Here is a 20,061-nt window from a genome sequence, read left to right on the forward strand (position 1 = left end):
GCGGGTCTTCTGGGAAGGCCGCGGTCAGCAACTGACGGCAGCATGAAGCACAAGAATCGGTAGTTCGGTCTCATCCAAAGCCGGGGCGGTCCACCTGCTGGAGTTCGAGACCTCCTGTCATCAGCGTAAGGCGTTTTGTGTCAAGCGGTTCGGTCGGTGCCCTGGTCTGTAGTCCCGGCATAGCGGTAATGGGGTTGGTTCCCTGCAGCGTGTAATCGGGTTGAGGTGACGACAGGTCGGGGCTGCCCAGGATTACAGGCGAGATCACGGGGTGTCTCGATGCCGAGTAGGGCCCGCCCCGACCGACCGCTCGACGCGCCGCCCTCAGGCGGCGGTCGGAATCGTGCTCAACGACCACCACCATCTGTTTGCGTTCGGCCAGATCGATCCCGACGATCGCATTGCTGACCGGAACCAACCCCCGCAGCCGCGCCAAACGCGCATTCCGGTTGCGATCACCCCGGGACACGCCACTACCGTTACCCATGGAACGTCCTCCTACCGCGATGGGACACCAAGCCCCACAAGCGCATCAGCAGGACGTTCCCCACGTCCAGACACCGACGCACAGAACGTCTTTCTATGCCGCATACCGCCTGACCGAACCGGCCAGCGCGGGGCATCGGAAGATCGACGGGCAGAGCGTCGTACGGCCGCCGACAGTGCACGCTATTGCCGAGTTTCGGGCGACCGGTGCAATCCCGCACAATCCGCTGTAGAACAGCGATTTCGCGCCAATTCCTCAGCTGTAGTCCACGTTTAGAACGGTTGGGTTAGCCGTTCATACCCGGACAGCAGCGCGCTCTTCTGCCGCATACCGCGCCGACCGAACCGGCCAGCGCCGGGCATCGGAAGATGAACTGGCCGTGCGGATCCGAGGTCGGCGGAACGCCCGCTACTGCCGAATTGCGGGTGCTGGTTGCAGCAGATTCATGTGTTCGCGCCCGGTTCGAGCACGGAAGGCGTCAGTCGAGCTTTGGATCTGCCAGCAGCACCACACGGTCAGCGGCGGGGTCGAAACCGAGTACCGGTAAACGGGTGGAGGTGGTGCTGAACTCTGAGCACATGGACACAGGCTTGCCCAACCGCCGGCCGATCGTGCAGAGGAAATCACACAGAGTGTCCACCCCGACCTGGCCGTGTAACTCGCGAAGGTCGACATCGAAGTCCATCTCGTCGGGAGACCAAGGACGAAAGATCACCTGTACGTCGGGAACAGGCCAGACTCGCAGCATCAAGGTCTCCGCATCGGCGGGGTTCGAAAAGACCTGCGCGGCAGATGGCAGCGGCCGCTTGTCAAAACCCTCGAAGTACTCCCATGCCCACCCCTTCGAGCGAACCAGGTCGAACACCGCCTGCCAATCCTCGACCGATGTGCCCGGCACGTATACGTCCGGCAGCGTACCCATCACGTCGGGGTCGAAGAAGTTCTTGACCTCGCTCCACTGCAAAACCGTCACCTGTTGCACAACCTTTCGATGCGACTGCGAATTCCGGTCAGGCCCCGACCCTAAAGACATACGAACAGGCACACGTCCGAATATCCGCTCATGCCGCATACCGCGCTGACCGCAGCGGCCAGTCTGGCGCGGCGGAAGATCAACTGGCCGTGCCGATCCGACGCCGGCGGAACGTCCGCTACTGCCGACGAGCGTGTGTGTGAAGACGGCAGGCGCGGATCTCGTGGTTCGGTGCACTGCGTCGGCAGTCTCGGTCTCACGTCTCCGTGTCGAGGACAAGCGACGCGCCCGCACCCGCCAGGAGCTGGGCGGTCGCCTCCCACAGGCGCCGCTCGCGGTCGGGGTCGTGGGCGACGGGCTGGACCTCGGTCAGCTTGGTCTTCACCACGAACGCGCCCGCACGCAGGTGCGACCACTGGTCGTCGAGAGCCATCGCGGCCAGCAGCGGTCCCGAGCGCCGCGGCGTCGAGACACCGGGGATTCTGCCCAACGCCCGGCTCATCGCCTGAAACGCCGCAGGGGCACCGCGGCCCAACGCGGTGCCGGGCATCCAGCCCGGCTCGAATACCGACACGTTGATCCCTTGGCCGACCTGGCGCTGCAGCTCGTGGGCGTAGTAGAGGATCGCGAGCTTAGCGTTGGAGTAGGCGACGCCCGAGGCCGTCATTCCCGGGGGCTGCTCATCACCGGCCGGGCGGGCGAGCTCGACGGGGTCGGCCCACTCAGCCTCGGCCACGTGCAGCAGCTTGCGCCAGAAGTTGGCGTGGTAGGTGTTCGAGCCGACCAGCACCACCCGCGCCGGGGCGGTGAACGCAGTGAACAGGTCGCCGATGAGCTGCGCGTGGGCCAGGTAGTTGACGGCGAAGGTCAGCTCGTAGCCGTCGGCCGAGGCTTGCCGCGTGTCCGCCGACATGATGCCGGCGTTGGCGACCAGCGCGCGCAGCGGACGGACGGCACCGTCGGTGAGCAACCCGCGCACGGTGGCTGCGGCGGCGCGGACGTCGGCCAGGCTCGCCAGGTCGCAGCCGATCTCGTGGACGCGCGCCCCGAGGCCACGAGCCTCGTCGGCGACCGCGGTCAGGTCGCGCCCGGCACGGCCGACGAGCAGCAGGTCGGGCCGCAGCCCGTCCGGACGGTCGGCCATGGCCAACACGGTGTGACGGCCCAGATTGCGGGTGGGGCCGGTGATGAGAACTGTTCCGGTTTCGGTCATGGCTTCAGCCTGCGAGCCCGCGCGGGTCGCAGCCAGTCGACCGGTTTTCGTAGGACTGCCGGGGCCAGGACAACCGGGGCGGGCTCATCCAGAATGGACGAAGTGGAAGTGTGGGAGTTCGGCCGGACGGTGCGTCGCTGGCGCGACCGCGCGGCACCCGAGGCCGTCGGCGTCCCCGCGTCTCGGCGGCGCCGGGCCAGCGGTTTGCGCCGCGAGGAACTGGCCGCGCTCGCCGGCATCTCGGCCGACTACCTGACCCGCCTCGAACAGGGACGCGCGACGGCACCGTCGATACAGGTCGTGGAATCGCTGGCCCGCGCGCTGCGCCTGGCGGACACCGAACGCGACCTGCTCTACCGGCTGGCCGGGCACGCCGCGCCCGGCCCGGACGTCGTGCCTTCACGGCTCACCCCGAGCGTGCAGCGGCTGCTCGACCGGCTCTCGCACACACCGGTGGTCGTCTACGACGCCACCTGGACGCTCGTGCTGGCCAACGCGCCCTACGACGCGCTCATGGGCGACACGAGCACCTGGCGTGGACTGGAACGAAACGCCGTCTGGCGCAACGTCGCCCGGCTGCCCTCGCGGGTCCGGCACACTCCGCAGGAACAGGCCGAACACGAAGCCCGGCTCGTTGTCGACCTACGCCTGACCGCGTCGCGCTACCCCGCCGACCACGCGCTGCAGGACCTGGTCACCGACCTGGTCGCCAACAGCCCGCGGTTCGCCGAACTCTGGGACGCCGAAACCTCGCCTTCCCTGGCCGACCCGTCCCGTCGCAAGACCATCGACCACCCGGCGGTCGGCCCGATCACTCTCGACTGCGACACGCTGCTCGTCGCCCTCGACGACCTGCGCATCAGCGTCTACACCGCCGAGCCCGGCACCGAGGACGCCGACCGCCTGGCCCTCGCCACCGTCCTCGGCACCCAATCGCTACAACTCTGAAACGGATGCTCGGAAGTGTCGGTTGGCACGCCATCGGGCTTCCGTCCGGATTTCTGGCGCACGCCCGCTCATGGCGCCCGTTTAGGTCAAGACTTGGTTAGGGGTTGGGGTTTAGCCTTGTTGGTGGGTCCGGGATGTGGCTTGTCCGAAGGATCGGTGTGCGGGTTGGAGCCGGTCGCGCTGGAGGCAGGAGTCGTTCCCGATTGCCCTGCTGGGCCTGCTGATTCGCGTTGACGTTGGTCGGCGAGCATCCGGACGTAGATGACGTTGGACAGTCGTCGTTTCAGGGCGCGGATCGCTTCCATCGAGGTTTTGCCGGCGAGTCGTTTGTGGTCGTAGTAGGCGCGCCCGGCGGTGGGGTGGCGGAGTTGGACGATGGCCATGATGTGCAGGACCCGGTTGATCTTGCGGTTGCCGGCGCGGGAGAGTCGATGCCGTCGCTGATCACCGGAGGACGCGTCCAAGGGGGCGGTGCCGTTCCAGGACGCGAACCGGGCCCGGGTGGCGAAGCGTTCGATGTCACCGGTGTCGGCCAGAAGCCTTGCCGCAGACGATGGTCCGATGCCGTTGAGGGTCATCAGGGTGGAGCCGCGGTCGGTGAGGAGCTGCCGCAGTTCCTTGTCGGCGGCCTTGATCTTGGCGTCGATGACCTCGAGCTCGTCGATCTGCTCGGTGACCAGCCGCTTGTGAACATTGGCAACGGGATCGGTGGCAGTGACCTGCGTCAGCAGGACGCGAGCCTGTTTCGCGGACAGGAACGTCTTGGCTCCGCCGGGCAGCAGGTCCAGCAGCAGTCGGTGGATGCGGTTGACCGTTTGGGTGCGCAGACGGCCGAGTTCGTCGCGTCGGTCGGCGAGCAGCCCGAGTGCGATGAGTTCGGGATCAGCGTGAACGCGTCGCAGGTTCGGTGCGCGCAACGCGGCGATGGCGACCGAGTGCGCGTCGACGGCATCGGTTTTGCGGCCGTTGCCGGTGGCGAAGACCCGCACCTGCGCGGAGAGTTTGGCGGGGACATCGATGACGGTTTCGCCGTGGTGGACCAGGCGGTGCGCGAGGTGTCGGCCGATGCCGTTGCAGCCTTCGACTGCCCACACGCGGTCGGGGAATTATTGTGCGGTGGTGAGCATTTCGGTGAATCCGCAGCGGTCGGTGGTGTATCTGCCGCCGGTCAGTGCGTGTCCGGCAGGGTCGATGATTTCGATGGTGGCCGAGCGTTTGTGTGGATCCATGCCGATGATGACGGTCATCGCGGTCTCTTCCCGACTCGAGCTTCGTGGTCAGCGTGCACGGGGAGGGCACCGCTTCTTCGAGCCAGGGCATGCCCCTTTTCAGCCACTCCCGCACGGTGTCCCGGCGGGACGGCAAGCCATGAGTGAGCCACACCGATCCAGCTGGTGGGCAGCCGCATAGGAGAGCATCCCGCCGAGCACCTGGACCGAGTCGTGGCCGGGACCCGGCCCTGCCCACCATTTTCTAAGAAGCCGCATACCGCGCTGACCGAACCGGCCAGCGCGGGGTGCCGGCGGCCGGAACCTGTTGCGGTGCAGAACGTCCGCTACTGCCGAATGGCGTGCCTTTGACGCAGGCCGGAGACGGCGTCGCTCATACCCGGCTCAGGCGGGAGCGCTTTCGAAACGGTTACGGTAGAACCACGGCTTCGGGCATCGCTCAGGGCGACGGCAGGTTCCGGCCTCGACCATCTCAGCACGTAATTCATCGCTGGCATTCGGGTGATGGACCACCCGCTCGCGGATCGAAAAGTACGCGTCCCCAGACGTTCTGGCCTCGAGTTCCGCAGCACGGCGCAGTGCTTCGGTCGGCACACCGGGGTTGATGATCGCATTCCACCGTACGTTTCCGTCCTGATCAACCACGAGCAGAGCGAGAGCATCGGGTGGGGTGTTCGGATTTCGCGCAGCCCACAACCGCACCGGCCGGACTGAATCGACAGCAAGCTGACGCAACCTACCTGGCGCGGTTGCAGGGTCCCGGGTCTCCAGAACACGGCGGTATCCGGCCAACCGCTCAGCACGAGACGGCACTCCCTGCATATCCACCGCGAGAGTTTTTCACCTCACGGAACAGCCCGCATGCCGTAGTCACCCGACTGCGTGGCAAACCACTGGATCGTGGCGCCGGTGTGCGCGTATATCCGCGGCAACCCGGAAGTGTGATGAAGTAGCGAGGTGGAGAAACCTGTGGACCTCGATGCGCACTTTGCCAGGTGGGGACGTGCCAAGGGGTGGAAGCCGATGGACCCGAACCGGCTTACCGAGCGTGAATGCCTACTGCAATTCGCGACGCGCCCAGGCATGTTCATCGGCTTCACGACCGTTCGTGGCGTGACCTGCTTCCTCGACGGCTACGACTACGCCGCGCGCCGGGCCGGCGGTCGAGGACTGGACGGGTTTCGTGACTGGCTTCTCACCGATCATCTCCGCTGCGGGAGCAACTTCGTCTGGTCCGGTGTGATCAAGCAGATCGCAGTGCCCGAATGGGACTTCGTCACAGATCTCAGCCCAGAGCAAGAGGTTCGCATCCTGGAAGTGTTGTTCACCCTGCTCGATCAATTCCTCGCCGAACGGGAAGGTCCCAGCTGAGCATCGGCCCGGGTCGGCGGGGTCAGCTGCCACGAGCCACTTGGCGAAGACGGCGAAGTCGCTGTGCCGCAATCCGATTCGTGGGTCGCCTCGGTGCAGCAGCGCCTGGCCGAAATGGCGGTCGGATACCCATTCCCGGTCGTTGTCGCTGATCTCGTCGTCGACCCAGATGAACGACCGGCGCGCGGCCCATTCGACGATGGTTCGTGTCTTCCAATGCAACCCGAACCATTCGTCGAGTTGATGGTCGGGCAGGTCGGGCCATTCCACAATCGCCAGCTCGGGTAAACCCAGTAGTGGGCCGACAGCTTGGTTCGCTTCGTGGAGCCAGGTGGTCGCCCATACCAACTCGCAGGGCAGGTCCGAGAGCAGTGGCCCCAGCGCAGGGTCGACGCGGGCCACGAGCGGGTTTGCCGGGGAGCGGTCGTTCGTCGACATGGACGGCTGTCGGTGGTCTGCAGGCGTGGTGCCGAAAGGGATGAGCGGACCGTCGACGTCAAGGAAAAGCAGCGAGTGGTGCGGTGTGTCCATTGGTTTGAAGGCTAGCCCTCGGACCGGTGTCGGCGCGGCGTACAGCAAACTCACTACTTTGCCGCGTCCCGCGCGTTCCGCTCTGGCGGTTCACTGGAACCGCGGCATCGTGAAGGATGGCTACCTCTCCCGATCTCGATGTCACTTTCGCCGGTGACGACCTCGTGCTCCGGCTGGCCGCCCTCGCCTACCTCGCCCGCTTCTCCGCGGTCTCCCGCATCCACACCCAATCCGACCTGTGCCTGTACTTCTACTGGTGCACCGACCACCAACTCACCCCACTGACCGTCGCCCGCACCGAGATCGAACGGTACATGCGATGGATGCAAGAAATCCGCCACTTCAAACCCGCCACCGTCGCCCGACGCCTGGCCGTCGTCGCCGGGTTCTACCGCACCTGCGTCATCGACGGCGTCCTGGACCGCTCACCCGCACATGCTGCGCCACACCTTCGTCACCACCATGCTCGACGCAGGCGTAGACCTGCGCGGTGTCCTGATCGCGGCCCGCCACGCCGACCCGCGCACCACGATGCGCTACGACCGCGCCCGCACCAACCTCGACCGGCACCCCAACTACATCCTGGCCGCCTACATGGCCTCAGCCACATGACATCTCAACCATCCGCACATCGAATGCCGGACAGTCCGGCAGCTGGCTTCGGCTGATGCGCCCGGTGCCCGTCTTCGTACTCCGCCGGATCTCGCGCTGACCGCACCCAGCGCGGAGGCCGGAAGATCCACGGGCAGAGATCATCTCGGTCACCCGAGCCGACCGCTGGTTGTGGGCGCTCGTACCGACTGTGGCTCGGATGTGAGCGCACCGAGAGCGTTCTGTTGTGGCATGATCGCGGGCATGAAAACCGGAAAGGCCTGTGACCAGTAGCCGCAATCTCGCGCTTCACGCAACCCTGCCGGAGCGCTACGCACGATTCGATCTTCTTGCTTCCACGATCGACCACCGTGGCCGATTGCTCGTCTTGCTCGTCGATCCCGCACAGGATGGGTCTTCGGGCCTGCCGTGGAGGCGGCAAGGGCCGTGGAGTCCGCCGACACCGCGTTTCGATGCGACCGCCGTCATCTGCGACAGCGACGATGTTCACGAGATTCCGCTGCACGGCCTGGATCAGTGGTTCTCCGCGATCGACGCCTTCGGTGAGGGTGTCATCGTAGGTGCCGCACGCATTCCACGCCCGGATTACGGTCGGACGTACGAACAGTCGATTCCAGCCAACGACGTTATCTTGCCTCGCAACGTCCGAGCCTTCGACAGCACCGGAAACCCCGTGGGCGCCTTCTACGCAGGAGACGGCATCGAGCAATTGCTCACCGACTCCAGTGGCAGGATCTGGATCAGCTACTTCGACGAAGCCACATATCAATTACTCGGCCCGGACGGCACCTGGTCATGCAGCTACATGCCCGGCCTGGCCCGCTGGGACGATCCTGGCAGCGATCCCTGGTTCGCATTCGACGACACCGGCGACAAGCTCGACTGGTGTGACTGCTACGCGTTGAATGTCGGTCAGTCGCTGGTCCATGCCTGCCCCTACAGCGAATTCCCGCTGGTAGAGATCGATGCGTGCGGAGTCCGATCGATCACACCGAATCCGGTCACTCGATGTCACGGCCTGGCGGTGTCAGGATCGACCTTCGCGTTCCTGGAACACCATCGTCGCGGCGAGGCGATCGTGTGGCAGATCCGTCGAGCGCGCAGGCAGGGGGCAGAGATCACCGAAATCGGTAGGGAGACTCTGCTTCTGCCCGGCGGTCGGCCGCCCACACACTGGGCCCGAGGAAGGATCGGGCGCGACGGAAACCTCTGGATCCACGAAGAGGGCAATCCCCGACAGTGGTATCGCTACGAGATCGAATGCGGGTGACCTGATGGTGAAGATGCAGTATCTCCGGTCCGGCAGATATGTCGAGCATGGCCGCGAGCACCAGGAGGGGGTCGACCTTGCGACCGTGAGCCGAGTTCATCTGCGCTGGTACTACTTCCTGTCGGACCTGTCGTTCATAGTCGACGGGGTCGAGCTGGCCCCGCCGTGGTCGTGGACCCCAGTGCTCGACTTCCTCTGGTCGATGCAGCGAGTGCCGGACTACATGGAACGGGGCGAGCGTTTCAGGCTTGGGTTCACTGAGAATGACGACCTGATCGTGTTCACGCCCGAGGCCGGCAGGGTCCGGATCTCGTGCGCGTACTCGACAGCCGAGGCGGTCGTTGAGGCGATCTGCGACATCGCCGAGCTCAGAGACGCATGGGTGGCCTTTCGGGACACCGTCCTGACCTCACTCTGTGAGGAGTATCCGCGGCTCGTGACCAACCCAGTGCTCGCCGAACTACAGCTCTGACAGCACCCACCGAGTGTAGTCGCACACCCTCATGGCTCATGTCGCGCTGACCGAACCCGCCACCGCGATGCAGCGGAAGATCAACCGGCCGTGCTGATCTGAGCGCGCGGGACGTCCGCTATTGCCGAGTTTCGGGCGACCGGTGCAATCCCGCACAATCCGCTGTAGAACAGCGATTTCGCGCCAATTCCTCAGCTGTAGTCCACGTTTAGAACGGTTGGGTTAGCCGTTCATACCCGGACAGCAGCGCGCTTTTCTGCCGCATACCGCGCTGACCGAACCGGCCAGCGTGGGTTGCGGAACCCGGATTCCGGTGCGGTGCGGTGCAGCCGGTGTCTCTCGCGCTTTGTCACACACGCCCTAGACGGTATGAGGGCCCGCTGAGGTTTGGGGCCGGAGGCCTCGGTTCTGCAAAACGACGTGGGTTGCCGGGGTGAAACTCACTTCGGTAGAGCCACATTTGCAGGTCAGGAGGCCCCCGGTGAGTATCGAGCGTACGAGTGTCGGGCTGGATGTGCACGCGTTGTCGGTGGTGGCGTGCGCGATCGACAACGAGTCCGGGCAGGTGAGCAGGCGGCGGTTGTGCCCGGATCCGGTCGAGATCGTGGGCTGGTTGACAGGTTTGGCGGCACCGGTGAGAGTGGCCTACGAGGCCGGGCCGACAGGGTTCGGGTTGTATCGGGCGTTGACGGCGGCCGGGATCGACACGGTGGTGGTGGCCCCGTCGAAACTGCAACGCCCGGTCGGGGACCGGGTCAAGACCGACGCGCGTGACGCGCTTCATCTGGCGCGGCTGCTGCGGCTGGGCGAGATCGTGGCGGTGAGGGTGCCCACCGTTGCTCAGGAAGCGGCGAGAGATCTGGTCCGTGCCCGCGAGGACGCCCGCGGTGATCTGATGCGGTCCCGGCACCGGTTGTCGAAACTTCTTCTGCGGCAAGGGATCGTCTATTCGGGCGGACAGGCGTGGACCGGGGCCCACGAGGTCTGGTTGCGGGCCCAGCGCTTCGACCAGCCGCCCTTGCAGACGGCCTTCGGCGCCGACTTCGAAGCGATGCTGCTGACCAAGACGCGCCGCGACAGGCTCGATGCCGCCATCGCCGAGCTGGCCGCTACCAGCGAATACACCCCGCTCGTGCGCCGGCGCGGATGCCTGCGTGGCATCTCGACCCTGACCGGGTTCGCTCTGGCAGCCGAGATCGGCGACTGGCACCGGTTCACCGGCAAGACCATCGGCTCGTATCTGGGTTTGGTACCCACCGAATACTCCTCCGGCAGCACTCGCAGCCAGGGCTCGATCAAGACCGGCAACGGTCACGCCCGCCGACTGCTGGTCGAGGCCGCCTGGCACCACCGCCGCACCTACCGCAATCCCACCACCACCATGAGTGCCCGATGGGCGCTGGCCCCTGCCGCTGCCCGCGCTCGCGGGCACGCTGGCAACCACCGGCTCCACCACCGCTGGGAACAGTTCACCGCCCACCACAAACGCCCCGTGATCGCCAACGTCGCCATCGCCCGCGAACTCGCCGGCTGGTGCTGGTCACTGGCAGTCCTCGACGGCTGAGCACCGGCCCCGGGACCCGCGGCCGGGCGGCGAACACTCGTGTCGGCGTGCGGGACGATCCGCGATACAGCTATGGGCAGCAACGTTTTTCGCGTTGTCACGCCCGACTCTAGACCAGCGGCACCGTCCCCATCGAACAGTCGTCCTGCGGTAACCAACCCGCGCATATCAGTCTGACCACGCCGTCGCCAACACGACACGACCCGAGGCAGACCCGCCCGACCGCACACGAAAGCAGTCCCGGCAACCCACGTTGCCGGGACTGCTTTCACCTGCCACTTGACAGAACAGGCCAGTTCATGTGCCGGGAACTGGACGTGTCCCGGTCGGGCTACTACAAGTGGAAGGGCCGTGGTCGCAGTGACCGGGAGCGCGACGATGCGCTGCTGACGTTGGTGATCGAGGCGATCCACGCCAAATTGCGTGGCAATCCGGGTGTTCGGCGCGTGCACGCGGCGCTCGCGGCGGCCGGGCGGCAGGTGTCACGCAAGCGGGTGTGGCGATTGATGCGCGCGGCCGGTTTGCAAGGTCGGTTCCCGAAACCGTTCCGGCGCACCACGATCCGAGGATCGAAGCCGGTGGACGCATTCGATCGGATCGGACGCGATTTCACTGCCCCGCAGCCGAATCAGCGCTGGTGCGGCGACATCACCTACGTCAAGACCTGGACCGGATGGGCGTATCTGGCCACGGTCATCGATCTGCACGACCGGGCCGTGGTCGGCTGGGTGGTCGCCGATCACATGCGCACGTCGCTGGTCACCGATGCTCTCGACATGGCCATCGCACGCCGACGGCCGGCGAAAGGCGTTGTCTTCCACAGCGATCGCGGCAGCCAATACACGTCAAAGGAATTCGCTGCCTACTGTGCCAAGAATGGCGTCCTCCGATCTCTCGGCCGGACTGGATCATGCTTCGACAATGCCGTAGCGGAATCGTTCTTCGCGACCTACAAGAAAGAGCTCGTGCATACTCGTCCATGGCCGACCGTGCAGTCTCTGCGGAAGGAGACGTTCGACTGGATTGAGTTCTACTACAACACCGCTCGCCCTCATTCGGCGCTCGGTTATTTGACACCACGGCAATACGAGTTAGGGCACAGGGAAATCAGTCAGATCGCGGCTTGATCCCGAGTCCACAAAACCGGGAACACTCCAGCGCCGGAATTGTGAGGATTATGTGAGCGACCGCGTTCGTCCCGCTCCGAACATCCGCAAACCACGACCGGCCGACAGGTCATGCCGTATGGCACGCTGACGCAACCGGCCAGCGCAGCCTGACGGAACATCAACCCGCCGTGCCGATCTGAATGCCCAGAACGTCCGCTACTGCCGAATGCAGTGCGTTGCTGGCGCGGTGTGGCAGCCATGGGTGGCGGTGGGTTGCCGATCTCCTCGATCGGTCAGGCGGTGTGGTCGGCTTCGGGCGGCGTGATTCGGGGTATGTATGCCGTCGCGACTGCGGTGACGGTGAACAGGGCTGCGAGACAACATCATCCGACAGATCCGGGTGCGCGAGGATAGCGCCCGGCGATGAGGGGACTGTGGGTGACATGATTCTTACCCGCGTCTCACCTGGCGAAAAGAAGCCGTTGCGGCTGGTGACACGGTCCTTACCGCCACCCCGTAACCTGCACCGGCCGCGCCGATTCCACGAGTGGAACGTCACCTTCTCACAAGAACGTGTACTCGTGGCGAGAAATGCAAAGCTCGCACTGGTCCAGTGGCAGTCACGCCTGATAAACGAGATGGCAGGCAGGGCGGAGAAGCTGGCTGGAGCCGCTCGTCAGGCTGTTGGCCAGCGAGCTACCCGCATACCGCGGTGCCGGGGGAGTGTAATCGGCCTCCATCTTGCTGACGGGGCCGCCGGTCGCACTGGTTTGAGTCGCGACCACGTGGAACGGGGTTTGGGAGCAGTCGAGCGCGAGCTCGATGCGGTACGACCCGTCCGACGACGGTTTGGGAGTGAACGGGCCCCCTGCAAGCACCGCGCCGTTGATCGTGAACGAGACAGGTGTCGCATCCGTGAGGCCGGCTTGGATGTCCGCGTAGTCGCAGCCGCCCGAGAACCCGCTAGGGACGCACGTTGTGGTCAATGTGGTGATCGTTGCGGAGGCGGGTGCCGCGGCCAGCACGAGACTGCTTGCGGCGGCGGCAGTCAGGATACCGAACCCCTTGCGGGCCAGTGGCTTCAGCTTCATCGCTGGTAGATCTCCTTGCTTCCCCCCGGAGAAAGGCCACCGGGTGTCAGAGAGCTTAACGACCCGGCCAACATTCAGAACCGCATTCGTTTCACAACTTGGGGCGTTGACACCACGAACATCCCGGGGCTGCGGCCTCCGTCCTCGAGACAAAGGCCGGCCGCCACATGGCATCACCGCAGCAGAACCCGGCGCAGCCGCAGCATTCGGACATGAAACCCACGCTCCACCAGCGCATTACGCCATACCCGGCCGCTTTCGGCGAATGCCAGTCGGGGACCCTCGCGATCGGGCTCCGTCGTCGGCAGTGTTGTCGCACCCTCAGGTGGCGCCGACGGCCCGAACCTGGTGCGGTGCAGAACGTCCGCTATTGCCGCATACCGCGCTGCCCGAACCGGCCAGCGTCGCTCACCTCGGCCAGTGTGCTCGGGTCTGTCCAGATAACGGCTCTGGCCCACTTCCGGTGGTGGTTAAGCCAGCGGGGTCAGGCCAGCAGGATTCGGTGTCGGAGGAGGTCGAATCCTGCTCGGCCATACATTTGCCGTTTGATCAGTTTGGTTTTCGTGTTGACACCTTCGATCGGGCCGCTGCTGTAGGGCAGGGTCAGACCGGCGACGACGGCATCGTGGTCCTGGTCGACACCGGTGAGGAAAGGTTCGAGCTCGATGAGACCGGCCGCGCGGACCTGCTTGATCCAGCAGTCGATCTCGGCGCCGCGCCGGTTGGCCATGATCTGCGCGAACTCGTGCCCGAGCCCAGCGAGTGCAGTCAGTTCCGGGCAGACAGTCAATAGTTCGTCAAGGTGGGCGCGATGCTGATCGGGCAGATCGGCCGGGCGGGTCATGATCGGGCTGGTCAGCCGCCGCGATGAGGACAGGATCCGATCACTGAGAAGGCGTCCCTGATTGAGGTATTTGTGCAGCAGGTTCAGGCTGCCGGTGTAGCCGAGGGCTTTCAGTTCCTCGAACAGGTGCGCGACGGGGACTCCGGGTTCGTCGGCGCGGCGGGTTCGCAGGTGATCTCGGTAGGGGTCGACCAAGCAGGCACGATATTGCGGTGGGCGGCGCAGCCGATCCGGTTGCGGGACTCGGGCATAGCGTTTGACGGTATTGAGCGCCAGACCCAGCCGCCGCGAGCAGTCCAGCAGCCCGACGCCTTGGTCGAGCAGCGCGGGAATATCGTGCCAGCGCTGCAAAGTTGTTGTCTCTCGGGTCAATTGCTGGCGTTTGGGCCCGGCCTTGGCCCAGCAGGTGCTGTGGGCGACGACGGCCTTCTCGATCACCCGGCCCAGGCCGTTCCACAGATGCCAGCGGTCCGATGCCTGCATCACGCCGGGCAGGGCGCGGCGGGCGCCTTCGGCATAGGCGGTGGAACCGTCGCGGACGATGACCTCGACGCCGGGATGCTCGCAGAGCCAGGCGCGCAGCGAATCGGACTTGCGATCGGGCAGCACGTCGATGCGTTGATGGGTGGCGGCGTCGATCAGAACGCTGGCGTAATTCTGGCCGCGGCGCAACGCGAAGTCGTCCACGCCCAACGCTTTCGGCGTCGACCGCCGCGGCAGCGGGATCCGCAACAGAATCCGGATCGCGGTGTGACGCGACAATCGAACCGGCAGCGCCGCGAGCAGTCGAATGCTGGCGCGGCCGGCCAATTCCCGCACCACCGACCGGACCTGAACGGTCAGGCGCGCGGTTCGACGCTGATAGCGCTCCAAAACCCCAGGCACCTGCTCGCGGAAAGCGTTTCGGCAGCCCAGCGTTGAGCACACCAGCCGCCGCGCCCGCACCTGCACCACCACAGCCCGACCGTCCAAGGGCACATCGGCCACGATCCGCTGGTGATACCCGTGCACCCGGGCGGACTTCACCCCGCAGCCCGGGCATGCGGCCGGGCCATCGGGTGTTCGCGCCTGCACCAGAATCAGGCCGCCCTCATCGATGACATCCTCCACCACCAGTGGACCCAGCCCTGAAAACACCACGGCAGCAGGCACATTCACCTCGCACACCGCAACATCGTGCCGTCAGAGACCCTCCGTCACCACCGAAAGTGCGACAGAGCCGTTGTTTTACAGTCCCGTGTGCTCCGCCCCTCCGACAGCCCGGTCCGATATGTGCGCTCAAGGGCCTGGTTACCGAACACGATGCGTGAGCATGAATCTGGCTCGATCCGGCGGCTATCGTTGTCGGCATGAGCGAGCGACGCACTGAATACTTGGGCCGCCTGTCCGATGGCCGGTACATCTTCGTCAGCTCTGTGCCCGGTGATCGTTACTACGACACATTCCGGCTATATCTCGGGACGGCCGATGACATGCGCCCTGTGGAGATCGCAGACGTTGAGCGCTATCGAGACGGCGGCACGACGCGGATCGACACGGCAGCGGGGCAGACGCTGTCTGTGCCTTCGCCTTTCAAGCGGTCACCAACGGTCTTCCCTCGCTGGCACTCACTGGTCGCTGGAGGCGACACCTCTGAATCCTCCGATGTCGAACTACTTGACCCGCTGGGCTACGAAATAACCGAGACGCACGAGGGTGTCAACGTCCGCGCCGTGCGTAAAGCTTGAGGGTTGTGGGCTCCTGCTGCTGACCGTGCTGACCGAACCCCCAGCCCGGGGCGGCCGGCGGCGAGACCGACGTCGGCCCAGAGGCATCCGCTATTGCCGATGTGTATGCAATCGATGGTCAGTCGGCGTGCGCGAAGTGTCGGTGCTCCATGCCACCATCCATATATGTCACTGGAGTTCTTCAATGGGTTGTCCGGGACGCTGGACATCGAGCTGACGGAACCGACCGAGAATGTTGCGGCGAACCTGTCCAATCAGCGCGCGACAGCAACCGCGGCGATCAGGGGAGTCTCGTTCACGCTGAATGTGTTCGAAAATGGGGAGGCTCGTGACTTGACCATCAACGAGTTCGACCGCGTTGTCCTGGAATTGCCCATGCTGAACTTGCGCGGGTTCGGTGATCCCGTTGAACACCGAGCGCCCAACGGTAAGTGGTTCACGGTGCGTGACCTTGCCGCCGCCATCGCCGAGACGGAAAGGAGCACTCGCCAGCAGTCGCAGTGGCTCGGCGGCGTCGACGTGCATCACACCTTCTTCGAAGGCATCTACAAGAGGGACGATGGAGTTTGGGAGATCTACTGGGGGTCGTGAAAATCCTGTACCGCCGCTGACCGCGCTGACCGAACCGGCCAGCGCGGGGCGACGGCGGCCCGAACCTGGTGCGGTGCAGAACATCCGCTATTGCCGATTGCCGTGTGTTTCCACGGGCGGTATCAGTCCGGAAATCGGTCAATGCAAGTTGTCGGACACGCGCGACTTCTTCCCACGCTTTTCGACACCGTTTGGCACCGCTGCTCAAGCGGGTCCGCGCGGCCGCGTGAGATGTTCAAGAACCGATCGATTCTCGACACTCACGAGGCTGACGGCGTCACACCGACAGCAACAGGCGGCCAATCGGAAGGCGCGACATTGCCGGGCTTCTGGCTGACGTCGTCGTTCCAATCGAACGTCGGGGCAGGCGGGCCCCACTGCTTCGGGCGAACGAACGAGACGGTCTCGGTGCCGAAGTCCACGTGCCCGAACCCGACGGTGTCAGTGAACGTTGCCCCCTCGAAAGAGGTGCCGCTGGAGAAGGTCACGCCCTCGAACTCGGTGCTGCGGGAGAAGGTCGTGTATTCGAATCCGGCGCGACCGGAGAAAGTGGCGAGGTTGAATCTGGTGATGCCACAGAAGGTCGCGCGCATGAAATCTGTACTGCCAGAGAAGGTTGCGCGTGCGAACATGCTGCTGAAGGAGAAGGTTACTTCGCTGAAGTCGACGTCGTCGGAGAAGATCGTGCCTTCGAGCCAGGCGAGGTGGGAAAAGATCGCGCGGTTGAAGTCGGCGCTCTCGGAGAAGGTCGCGCCCGCGAAGTCAGCGCCGCTGGAGAAGGTCGCGCGTGCGAACCAGCTCCTGCTGGAAAAGGTCGCGCCCGCGAAGTCAGCGACGCCGGAGAAGGTCGCGTCCTCGAACGAGGCAGCACCGGAGAACGTCGCGCCCGCGAACCGGGCTTTGCCGGAGAACTCCGCATGGTTGAAGTCGACGTTCTCGAGGTGTGCGGTCCGGAAGTCGAAATCACTTGTCGACCAGCTGCATTCGGCACTGTTTCGTACGTGGTCTGCGATGACTTCGATGATGGTCGCGCGGACCTCGCTGTCGTTGTGCCGGTACTCGAGGTGACGTTCCTGATCGCCGGAACGAATACCGTCCGCGGTCGCACGGTGGTGCTCGAGGACCAGCTTGCTCTGGTGGTTGGCCCCAAGTTCGGGGCCGTAGGGCGAGCGCAGGTACCCGCACAGGACGTCGATGCACTGCTGTCGGCGCAGCCCATCGGCTTCGTCGGCCACGCCGGCCATGGCGTAGACCCCCGCGATACGGACCGCGACATCGGTGGCGCCGAGCTGCGCGGCCGCGGTGCCGAATCGTTCAACGAAGCGGTCCTGCTCGATATCGCGCCGGCGCCGGTAGGCGATCACCAGCGCGACCACACCACCGACACCGGCCACGACCGTCAGCGCGATCCTGGTGACATCGATCTCGGCCGCCCCCTTGCGCGCATCGACCGGCGTGATCCAGCGCAGGAGTCTATAGGCGGCGAAGACGACGACAAGCCCGGCGCACAACGCCAGCGCGACCGCTGGGAACAACCCGATTCGCCCGGCAAAGTGACCAATCACCTTGTTACGCTTCTTCATCCACTCGAGCACCGCTCGATTGTGCTGGAAACCTTGCCCCATCGCTCACAGTTCACCACCTCGAAAGATCAACGGGCTGAGTGCCGCTCGGCCGTCGGCACTGCACGGTAATGCCGAATGCAGCGCGTTCTCAGGGGCTCGAGTGGAATCACCAGCGGGTCAGCCGATCGGAAGCACAGTGCCGCTGCGCCGCCGCCCCAGGATTTGGGGTGGTGCGGGAGGCCGGGGGCGTACTGGATTGTGAAACGCATCAATTTTGCTTGATTGAAAGGTCTTGTCCGATGCGTTCTTTCCTTGTCGCAGCGGCTGCGCTGGGGGCTTTGACGGTGGGGGTCGGCACGGCTGCGGCCGCGCCGGTGCCGGCTCCGGTATCGACGTCGGAGTCAGGTTCGGGGGCACCTCTTTTTTCGGGATCGGGTTCTTCAGGATCGAGTTCTGCGCAATATCTGTATACCCACCCGGTTGTGCGGATTCTGGTTTGCGCTATCGGTGGGTGGACGCCCGAGCAGGTCACGGCATGTTCCGGTGCGGCCAACCCGGGTTCCCCGATGATGTAGGTTGCGGCATCTGGGGAATGCAGAAGCCTACGCTGACCCCGAAGTCGCCGAGAACCTAGCCGAGAGTTTCGGCGAGCAGGAGCTCGGTGGCGGGGTGGACGCTGCTCGCCTGGGGACGCGATGATCGCCAGACTCCGCTCGATGCCCCAGCGTCATTGGCCACTCCAGCCGTGTCATCTCTGGCCTGGACGAGAGCCCAGGGCAGGTCACACCCGACACCCGACATCGTTTGCCACAGAACAGCACTGAAGAACGGCACGGCCGCCGCAGGGATATGACAGTCCCGCTTCAGAAACAGCTTCTCAACTTGCCGTTTAACCTTGTGTGATTGCGGCGTACCCCGGTTGGTCGCGTGAGCAGCCCTTTGTCGATGATTCCTGTTGCGACACACGGAAGTTCGACGCATGGACTGCGGTGATCAGCGTGTATGACGGAGAGCGCGGGCGCGCGTTCGGAGACCTCGTAGCGTTCCGGCAGGCATTCTACGAGTCGTTGACCGCGCGAGCGGATGCGTTGTGTCGGGTACCTGGGACTGATCCCGGCCGGGACCAAGTCCTACCACCAGGGTTGAGTAGCCAATTCCAGTACGTGTCGAGCCATACGGGCTGTTCGGGGCTGACCTGGGTCAATTCGTGGACTGAGTCGCATTCACCGCCGAGATGGGGGATCGAGGTATGCGGCCGTTGCTGTTTGCACGAACGATCGGATCAACGGGTTGGCGTCGCCCTCGTTCCAGACCACCACCCTGCTCGGCGGCATATCGATCAGCGGGACCGCGGCCAGTCCCTCGGGCACGTTGTGCCTGAGCGGAGTCATGCCGACGGTGCCGTTCCGAAGCACGGCTTGCACACATTCTTGAACGACCCGCACGACCGGGCCCTCCCGCGGTTCGCCACCGTTCCAGTAGCTCTGCCAGAGGGGGTCGGTGCCGGCGGGAAACTGGAACAAGCGACGGTCTGAAGATCACCCGTAGCCGGGATCGACTCCGGCCCATGATGGCCTGGGTGGACCGCACACCCCTATCCGCCGTCCGCGCCGTCGGCGTGCTCGAAGTGCTCGGCGCGCTCGGGCTGATCCTTCCACCCCTGACCGGCGTCGCGCCCTGGCTCGCTGTGATCGCGGCCGTTGGGTTCGTACTCCTGCAATTCGGTGCGATCCCGGTCCATCTGAGCGGCGGAGATCGAAAAGTCGCCCTCAACATCACCCTTCTTCTCACAGCAGCTGTGACGGTTTTGTTCGCGACCACCTGGGTGTGAACGTCCGGAAATTCTTGGGTGGTGGATGTCGAGAACGCCCGGGCGGCTCCGTCCCAGGCTATGAGGAGGCGAACGGGCCTCGACGACACCGACGAAGGAGCGAGCATCATGCAAGCGAACGAGATCACCGCGATCCTGAACCTCCCGATCAGCCAGGAGCTGCTGGCTCGCGACCTGCTGCGGATGGCGTATGTCGCCAAGGACGGCACGCCTCGCAACATCCCGATCGCATTCACCTGGAACGGCTCGGAGATCGTCGTCTGCACCACGAAGAATGCTCCGAAGCTGCCCTCCCTGCGGCACAACCCGGAGGTCGCGCTGACGATCGATACAGAGGTGCATCCGCCGAAGATCCTGCTCATCCGCGGGCGAGCGGAGACGGATGTGGTGGACGGCATCCCGGAGGAATATCTGCGGATGAATGGCAGCTACGAGATGACCCCGGAGCAGCGGGTCGAGTGGGAGGCCGAGGTTCGCTCGCTGTACGACGGCATGGTCCGGATTGTCATCACCCCGACGTGGGTCAAACTCATCGACTTCGAAACCACCCTCCCGACCGCGGTCGAAGAACTGATCCGGCAACGGGCCGAGCGTCAGAGCGCCTGAACCGATCGAACGCGGCCAGAATGGGCC

General features: G+C 64.9%; 20 protein-coding genes. 10 read left to right on the forward strand and 10 right to left on the reverse strand.

The genetic code is table 11. The features are described from left to right. Positions 1-70: 70 nt before the first annotated feature. From AB0L60_RS40730 to AB0L60_RS40740, 3 genes are all read right to left on the reverse strand, one after another. On the reverse strand, positions 71-487 hold the full coding sequence (locus tag AB0L60_RS40730) for a hypothetical protein (RefSeq protein WP_364625709.1): 417 nt from the start codon (positions 485-487) through the stop codon (positions 71-73). 478 nt (positions 488-965) lie between these two features. After that, the gene (locus AB0L60_RS40735; RefSeq protein ID WP_364625712.1) at positions 966-1,460 is read right to left on the reverse strand and encodes a hypothetical protein; all 495 of its coding nucleotides are present in this window, start codon (positions 1,458-1,460) and stop codon (positions 966-968) included. Between the two features lie 256 nt (positions 1,461-1,716). After that, positions 1,717-2,673, reverse strand: coding sequence for an SDR family NAD(P)-dependent oxidoreductase (locus AB0L60_RS40740; RefSeq protein ID WP_364625715.1), 957 nt, complete (start codon positions 2,671-2,673; stop codon positions 1,717-1,719). A 93-nt stretch (positions 2,674-2,766) separates the two neighbouring features. On the opposite strand from AB0L60_RS40740, the gene AB0L60_RS40745 reads away from it, so the two are divergent. Then, the gene (locus AB0L60_RS40745; protein ID WP_364625718.1) at positions 2,767-3,621 is read left to right on the forward strand and encodes a helix-turn-helix transcriptional regulator; all 855 of its coding nucleotides are present in this window, start codon (positions 2,767-2,769) and stop codon (positions 3,619-3,621) included. Between the two features lie 86 nt (positions 3,622-3,707). On the opposite strand, the gene AB0L60_RS40750 is transcribed toward AB0L60_RS40745, so the two are convergent. The 4 genes from AB0L60_RS40750 to AB0L60_RS40765 form a co-directional block, all read right to left on the reverse strand. After that, entirely contained in the window at positions 3,708-4,715 is a 1,008-nt protein-coding gene (locus AB0L60_RS40750; protein ID WP_364625721.1) for an IS110 family transposase, read from the reverse strand. A 12-nt stretch (positions 4,716-4,727) separates the two neighbouring features. Then, entirely contained in the window at positions 4,728-4,868 is a 141-nt protein-coding gene (locus AB0L60_RS40755; RefSeq protein ID WP_364625724.1) for a hypothetical protein, read from the reverse strand. A 366-nt stretch (positions 4,869-5,234) separates the two neighbouring features. Continuing rightward, the gene (locus AB0L60_RS40760; protein ID WP_364625801.1) at positions 5,235-5,672 is read right to left on the reverse strand and encodes a hypothetical protein; all 438 of its coding nucleotides are present in this window, start codon (positions 5,670-5,672) and stop codon (positions 5,235-5,237) included. A 234-nt stretch (positions 5,673-5,906) separates the two neighbouring features. Further along, positions 5,907-6,752, reverse strand: a complete 846-nt coding sequence (locus AB0L60_RS40765; protein WP_364625727.1) for an HAD domain-containing protein — start codon at positions 6,750-6,752, stop codon at positions 5,907-5,909. A 435-nt stretch (positions 6,753-7,187) separates the two neighbouring features. On the opposite strand from AB0L60_RS40765, the gene AB0L60_RS40770 reads away from it, so the two are divergent. From AB0L60_RS40770 to AB0L60_RS40790, 5 genes are all read left to right on the forward strand, one after another. After that, positions 7,188-7,364 carry a tyrosine-type recombinase/integrase gene (locus AB0L60_RS40770; RefSeq protein WP_364625730.1) on the forward strand — a complete coding sequence of 59 codons (177 nt, stop codon included), beginning with the start codon at positions 7,188-7,190 and terminating at the stop codon, positions 7,362-7,364. 262 nt (positions 7,365-7,626) lie between these two features. Next, positions 7,627-8,634, forward strand: a complete 1,008-nt coding sequence (locus tag AB0L60_RS40775) for a hypothetical protein (protein WP_364625732.1) — start codon at positions 7,627-7,629, stop codon at positions 8,632-8,634. A gap of 4 nt (positions 8,635-8,638) precedes the next feature. Then, positions 8,639-9,106: a hypothetical protein gene (locus AB0L60_RS40780; RefSeq protein WP_364625735.1), complete on the forward strand. Its 468-nt coding sequence runs from the start codon at positions 8,639-8,641 to the stop codon at positions 9,104-9,106. A gap of 481 nt (positions 9,107-9,587) precedes the next feature. After that, positions 9,588-10,670, forward strand: coding sequence for an IS110 family transposase (locus tag AB0L60_RS40785; protein ID WP_364625738.1), 1,083 nt, complete (start codon positions 9,588-9,590; stop codon positions 10,668-10,670). 299 nt (positions 10,671-10,969) lie between these two features. Continuing rightward, the gene (locus tag AB0L60_RS40790) at positions 10,970-11,797 is read left to right on the forward strand and encodes an IS3 family transposase (RefSeq protein WP_364625740.1); all 828 of its coding nucleotides are present in this window, start codon (positions 10,970-10,972) and stop codon (positions 11,795-11,797) included. Between the two features lie 602 nt (positions 11,798-12,399). Here the strand turns inward: AB0L60_RS40790 and AB0L60_RS40795 are convergent. Both AB0L60_RS40795 and AB0L60_RS40800 read right to left on the reverse strand, forming a co-directional pair. After that, complete coding sequence (locus tag AB0L60_RS40795; protein ID WP_364625743.1) at positions 12,400-12,870, reverse strand: hypothetical protein; 471 nt, start codon at positions 12,868-12,870, stop codon at positions 12,400-12,402. A gap of 484 nt (positions 12,871-13,354) precedes the next feature. Continuing rightward, positions 13,355-14,851 (reverse strand): ISL3 family transposase, encoded by a 1,497-nt coding sequence (locus AB0L60_RS40800; protein ID WP_364625804.1) that lies wholly within the window; start codon positions 14,849-14,851, stop codon positions 13,355-13,357. Positions 14,852-15,063: 212 nt separating this feature from the next. On the opposite strand from AB0L60_RS40800, the gene AB0L60_RS40805 reads away from it, so the two are divergent. Both AB0L60_RS40805 and AB0L60_RS40810 read left to right on the forward strand, forming a co-directional pair. Further along, positions 15,064-15,441 (forward strand): hypothetical protein, encoded by a 378-nt coding sequence (locus AB0L60_RS40805; protein ID WP_364625746.1) that lies wholly within the window; start codon positions 15,064-15,066, stop codon positions 15,439-15,441. Positions 15,442-15,606: 165 nt separating this feature from the next. Further along, positions 15,607-16,032, forward strand: coding sequence for a hypothetical protein (locus tag AB0L60_RS40810; RefSeq protein ID WP_364625749.1), 426 nt, complete (start codon positions 15,607-15,609; stop codon positions 16,030-16,032). Between the two features lie 260 nt (positions 16,033-16,292). On the opposite strand, the gene AB0L60_RS40815 is transcribed toward AB0L60_RS40810, so the two are convergent. Beyond that, positions 16,293-17,627: a pentapeptide repeat-containing protein gene (locus AB0L60_RS40815; RefSeq protein WP_364625752.1), complete on the reverse strand. Its 1,335-nt coding sequence runs from the start codon at positions 17,625-17,627 to the stop codon at positions 16,293-16,295. Positions 17,628-19,164: 1,537 nt separating this feature from the next. Between AB0L60_RS40815 and AB0L60_RS40820 the strand changes: the two genes are divergently transcribed. Further along, positions 19,165-19,428, forward strand: a complete 264-nt coding sequence (locus AB0L60_RS40820) for a DoxX family protein (protein ID WP_364625755.1) — start codon at positions 19,165-19,167, stop codon at positions 19,426-19,428. Between the two features lie 108 nt (positions 19,429-19,536). Further along, positions 19,537-20,034, forward strand: coding sequence for a pyridoxamine 5'-phosphate oxidase family protein (locus AB0L60_RS40825; protein ID WP_364625758.1), 498 nt, complete (start codon positions 19,537-19,539; stop codon positions 20,032-20,034). Positions 20,035-20,061 lie beyond the last annotated feature (27 nt).

It is taken from the genome of Nocardia sp. NPDC051981, assembly GCF_040680715.1.
Taxonomy (GTDB): Bacteria; Actinomycetota; Actinomycetes; order Mycobacteriales; family Mycobacteriaceae; genus Nocardia.

What these genes read in the sequence shown, in the direction of transcription:
- AB0L60_RS40765 (WP_364625727.1), bottom strand. Translation starts at nt 6,752, where the DNA reads ATGGACACACCGCACCACTCGCTGCTTTTCCTTGACGTCGACGGTCCG.
- AB0L60_RS40825 (WP_364625758.1), top strand. Translation starts at nt 19,537, where the DNA reads ATGCAAGCGAACGAGATCACCGCGATCCTGAACCTCCCGATCAGCCAG.
- AB0L60_RS40760 (WP_364625801.1), bottom strand. Translation starts at nt 5,672, where the DNA reads ATGCAGGGAGTGCCGTCTCGTGCTGAGCGGTTGGCCGGATACCGCCGT.
- AB0L60_RS40740 (WP_364625715.1), bottom strand. Translation starts at nt 2,673, where the DNA reads ATGACCGAAACCGGAACAGTTCTCATCACCGGCCCCACCCGCAATCTG.
- AB0L60_RS40820 (WP_364625755.1), top strand. Translation starts at nt 19,165, where the DNA reads ATGATGGCCTGGGTGGACCGCACACCCCTATCCGCCGTCCGCGCCGTC.
- AB0L60_RS40755 (WP_364625724.1), bottom strand. Translation starts at nt 4,868, where the DNA reads ATGACCGTCATCATCGGCATGGATCCACACAAACGCTCGGCCACCATC.
- AB0L60_RS40745 (WP_364625718.1), top strand. Translation starts at nt 2,767, where the DNA reads ATGGACGAAGTGGAAGTGTGGGAGTTCGGCCGGACGGTGCGTCGCTGG.
- AB0L60_RS40795 (WP_364625743.1), bottom strand. Translation starts at nt 12,870, where the DNA reads ATGAAGCTGAAGCCACTGGCCCGCAAGGGGTTCGGTATCCTGACTGCC.
- AB0L60_RS40810 (WP_364625749.1), top strand. Translation starts at nt 15,607, where the DNA reads ATGTCACTGGAGTTCTTCAATGGGTTGTCCGGGACGCTGGACATCGAG.
- AB0L60_RS40780 (WP_364625735.1), top strand. Translation starts at nt 8,639, where the DNA reads ATGGTGAAGATGCAGTATCTCCGGTCCGGCAGATATGTCGAGCATGGC.
- AB0L60_RS40770 (WP_364625730.1), top strand. Translation starts at nt 7,188, where the DNA reads ATGCTGCGCCACACCTTCGTCACCACCATGCTCGACGCAGGCGTAGAC.
- AB0L60_RS40790 (WP_364625740.1), top strand. Translation starts at nt 10,970, where the DNA reads ATGTGCCGGGAACTGGACGTGTCCCGGTCGGGCTACTACAAGTGGAAG.
- AB0L60_RS40805 (WP_364625746.1), top strand. Translation starts at nt 15,064, where the DNA reads ATGAGCGAGCGACGCACTGAATACTTGGGCCGCCTGTCCGATGGCCGG.
- AB0L60_RS40730 (WP_364625709.1), bottom strand. Translation starts at nt 487, where the DNA reads ATGGGTAACGGTAGTGGCGTGTCCCGGGGTGATCGCAACCGGAATGCG.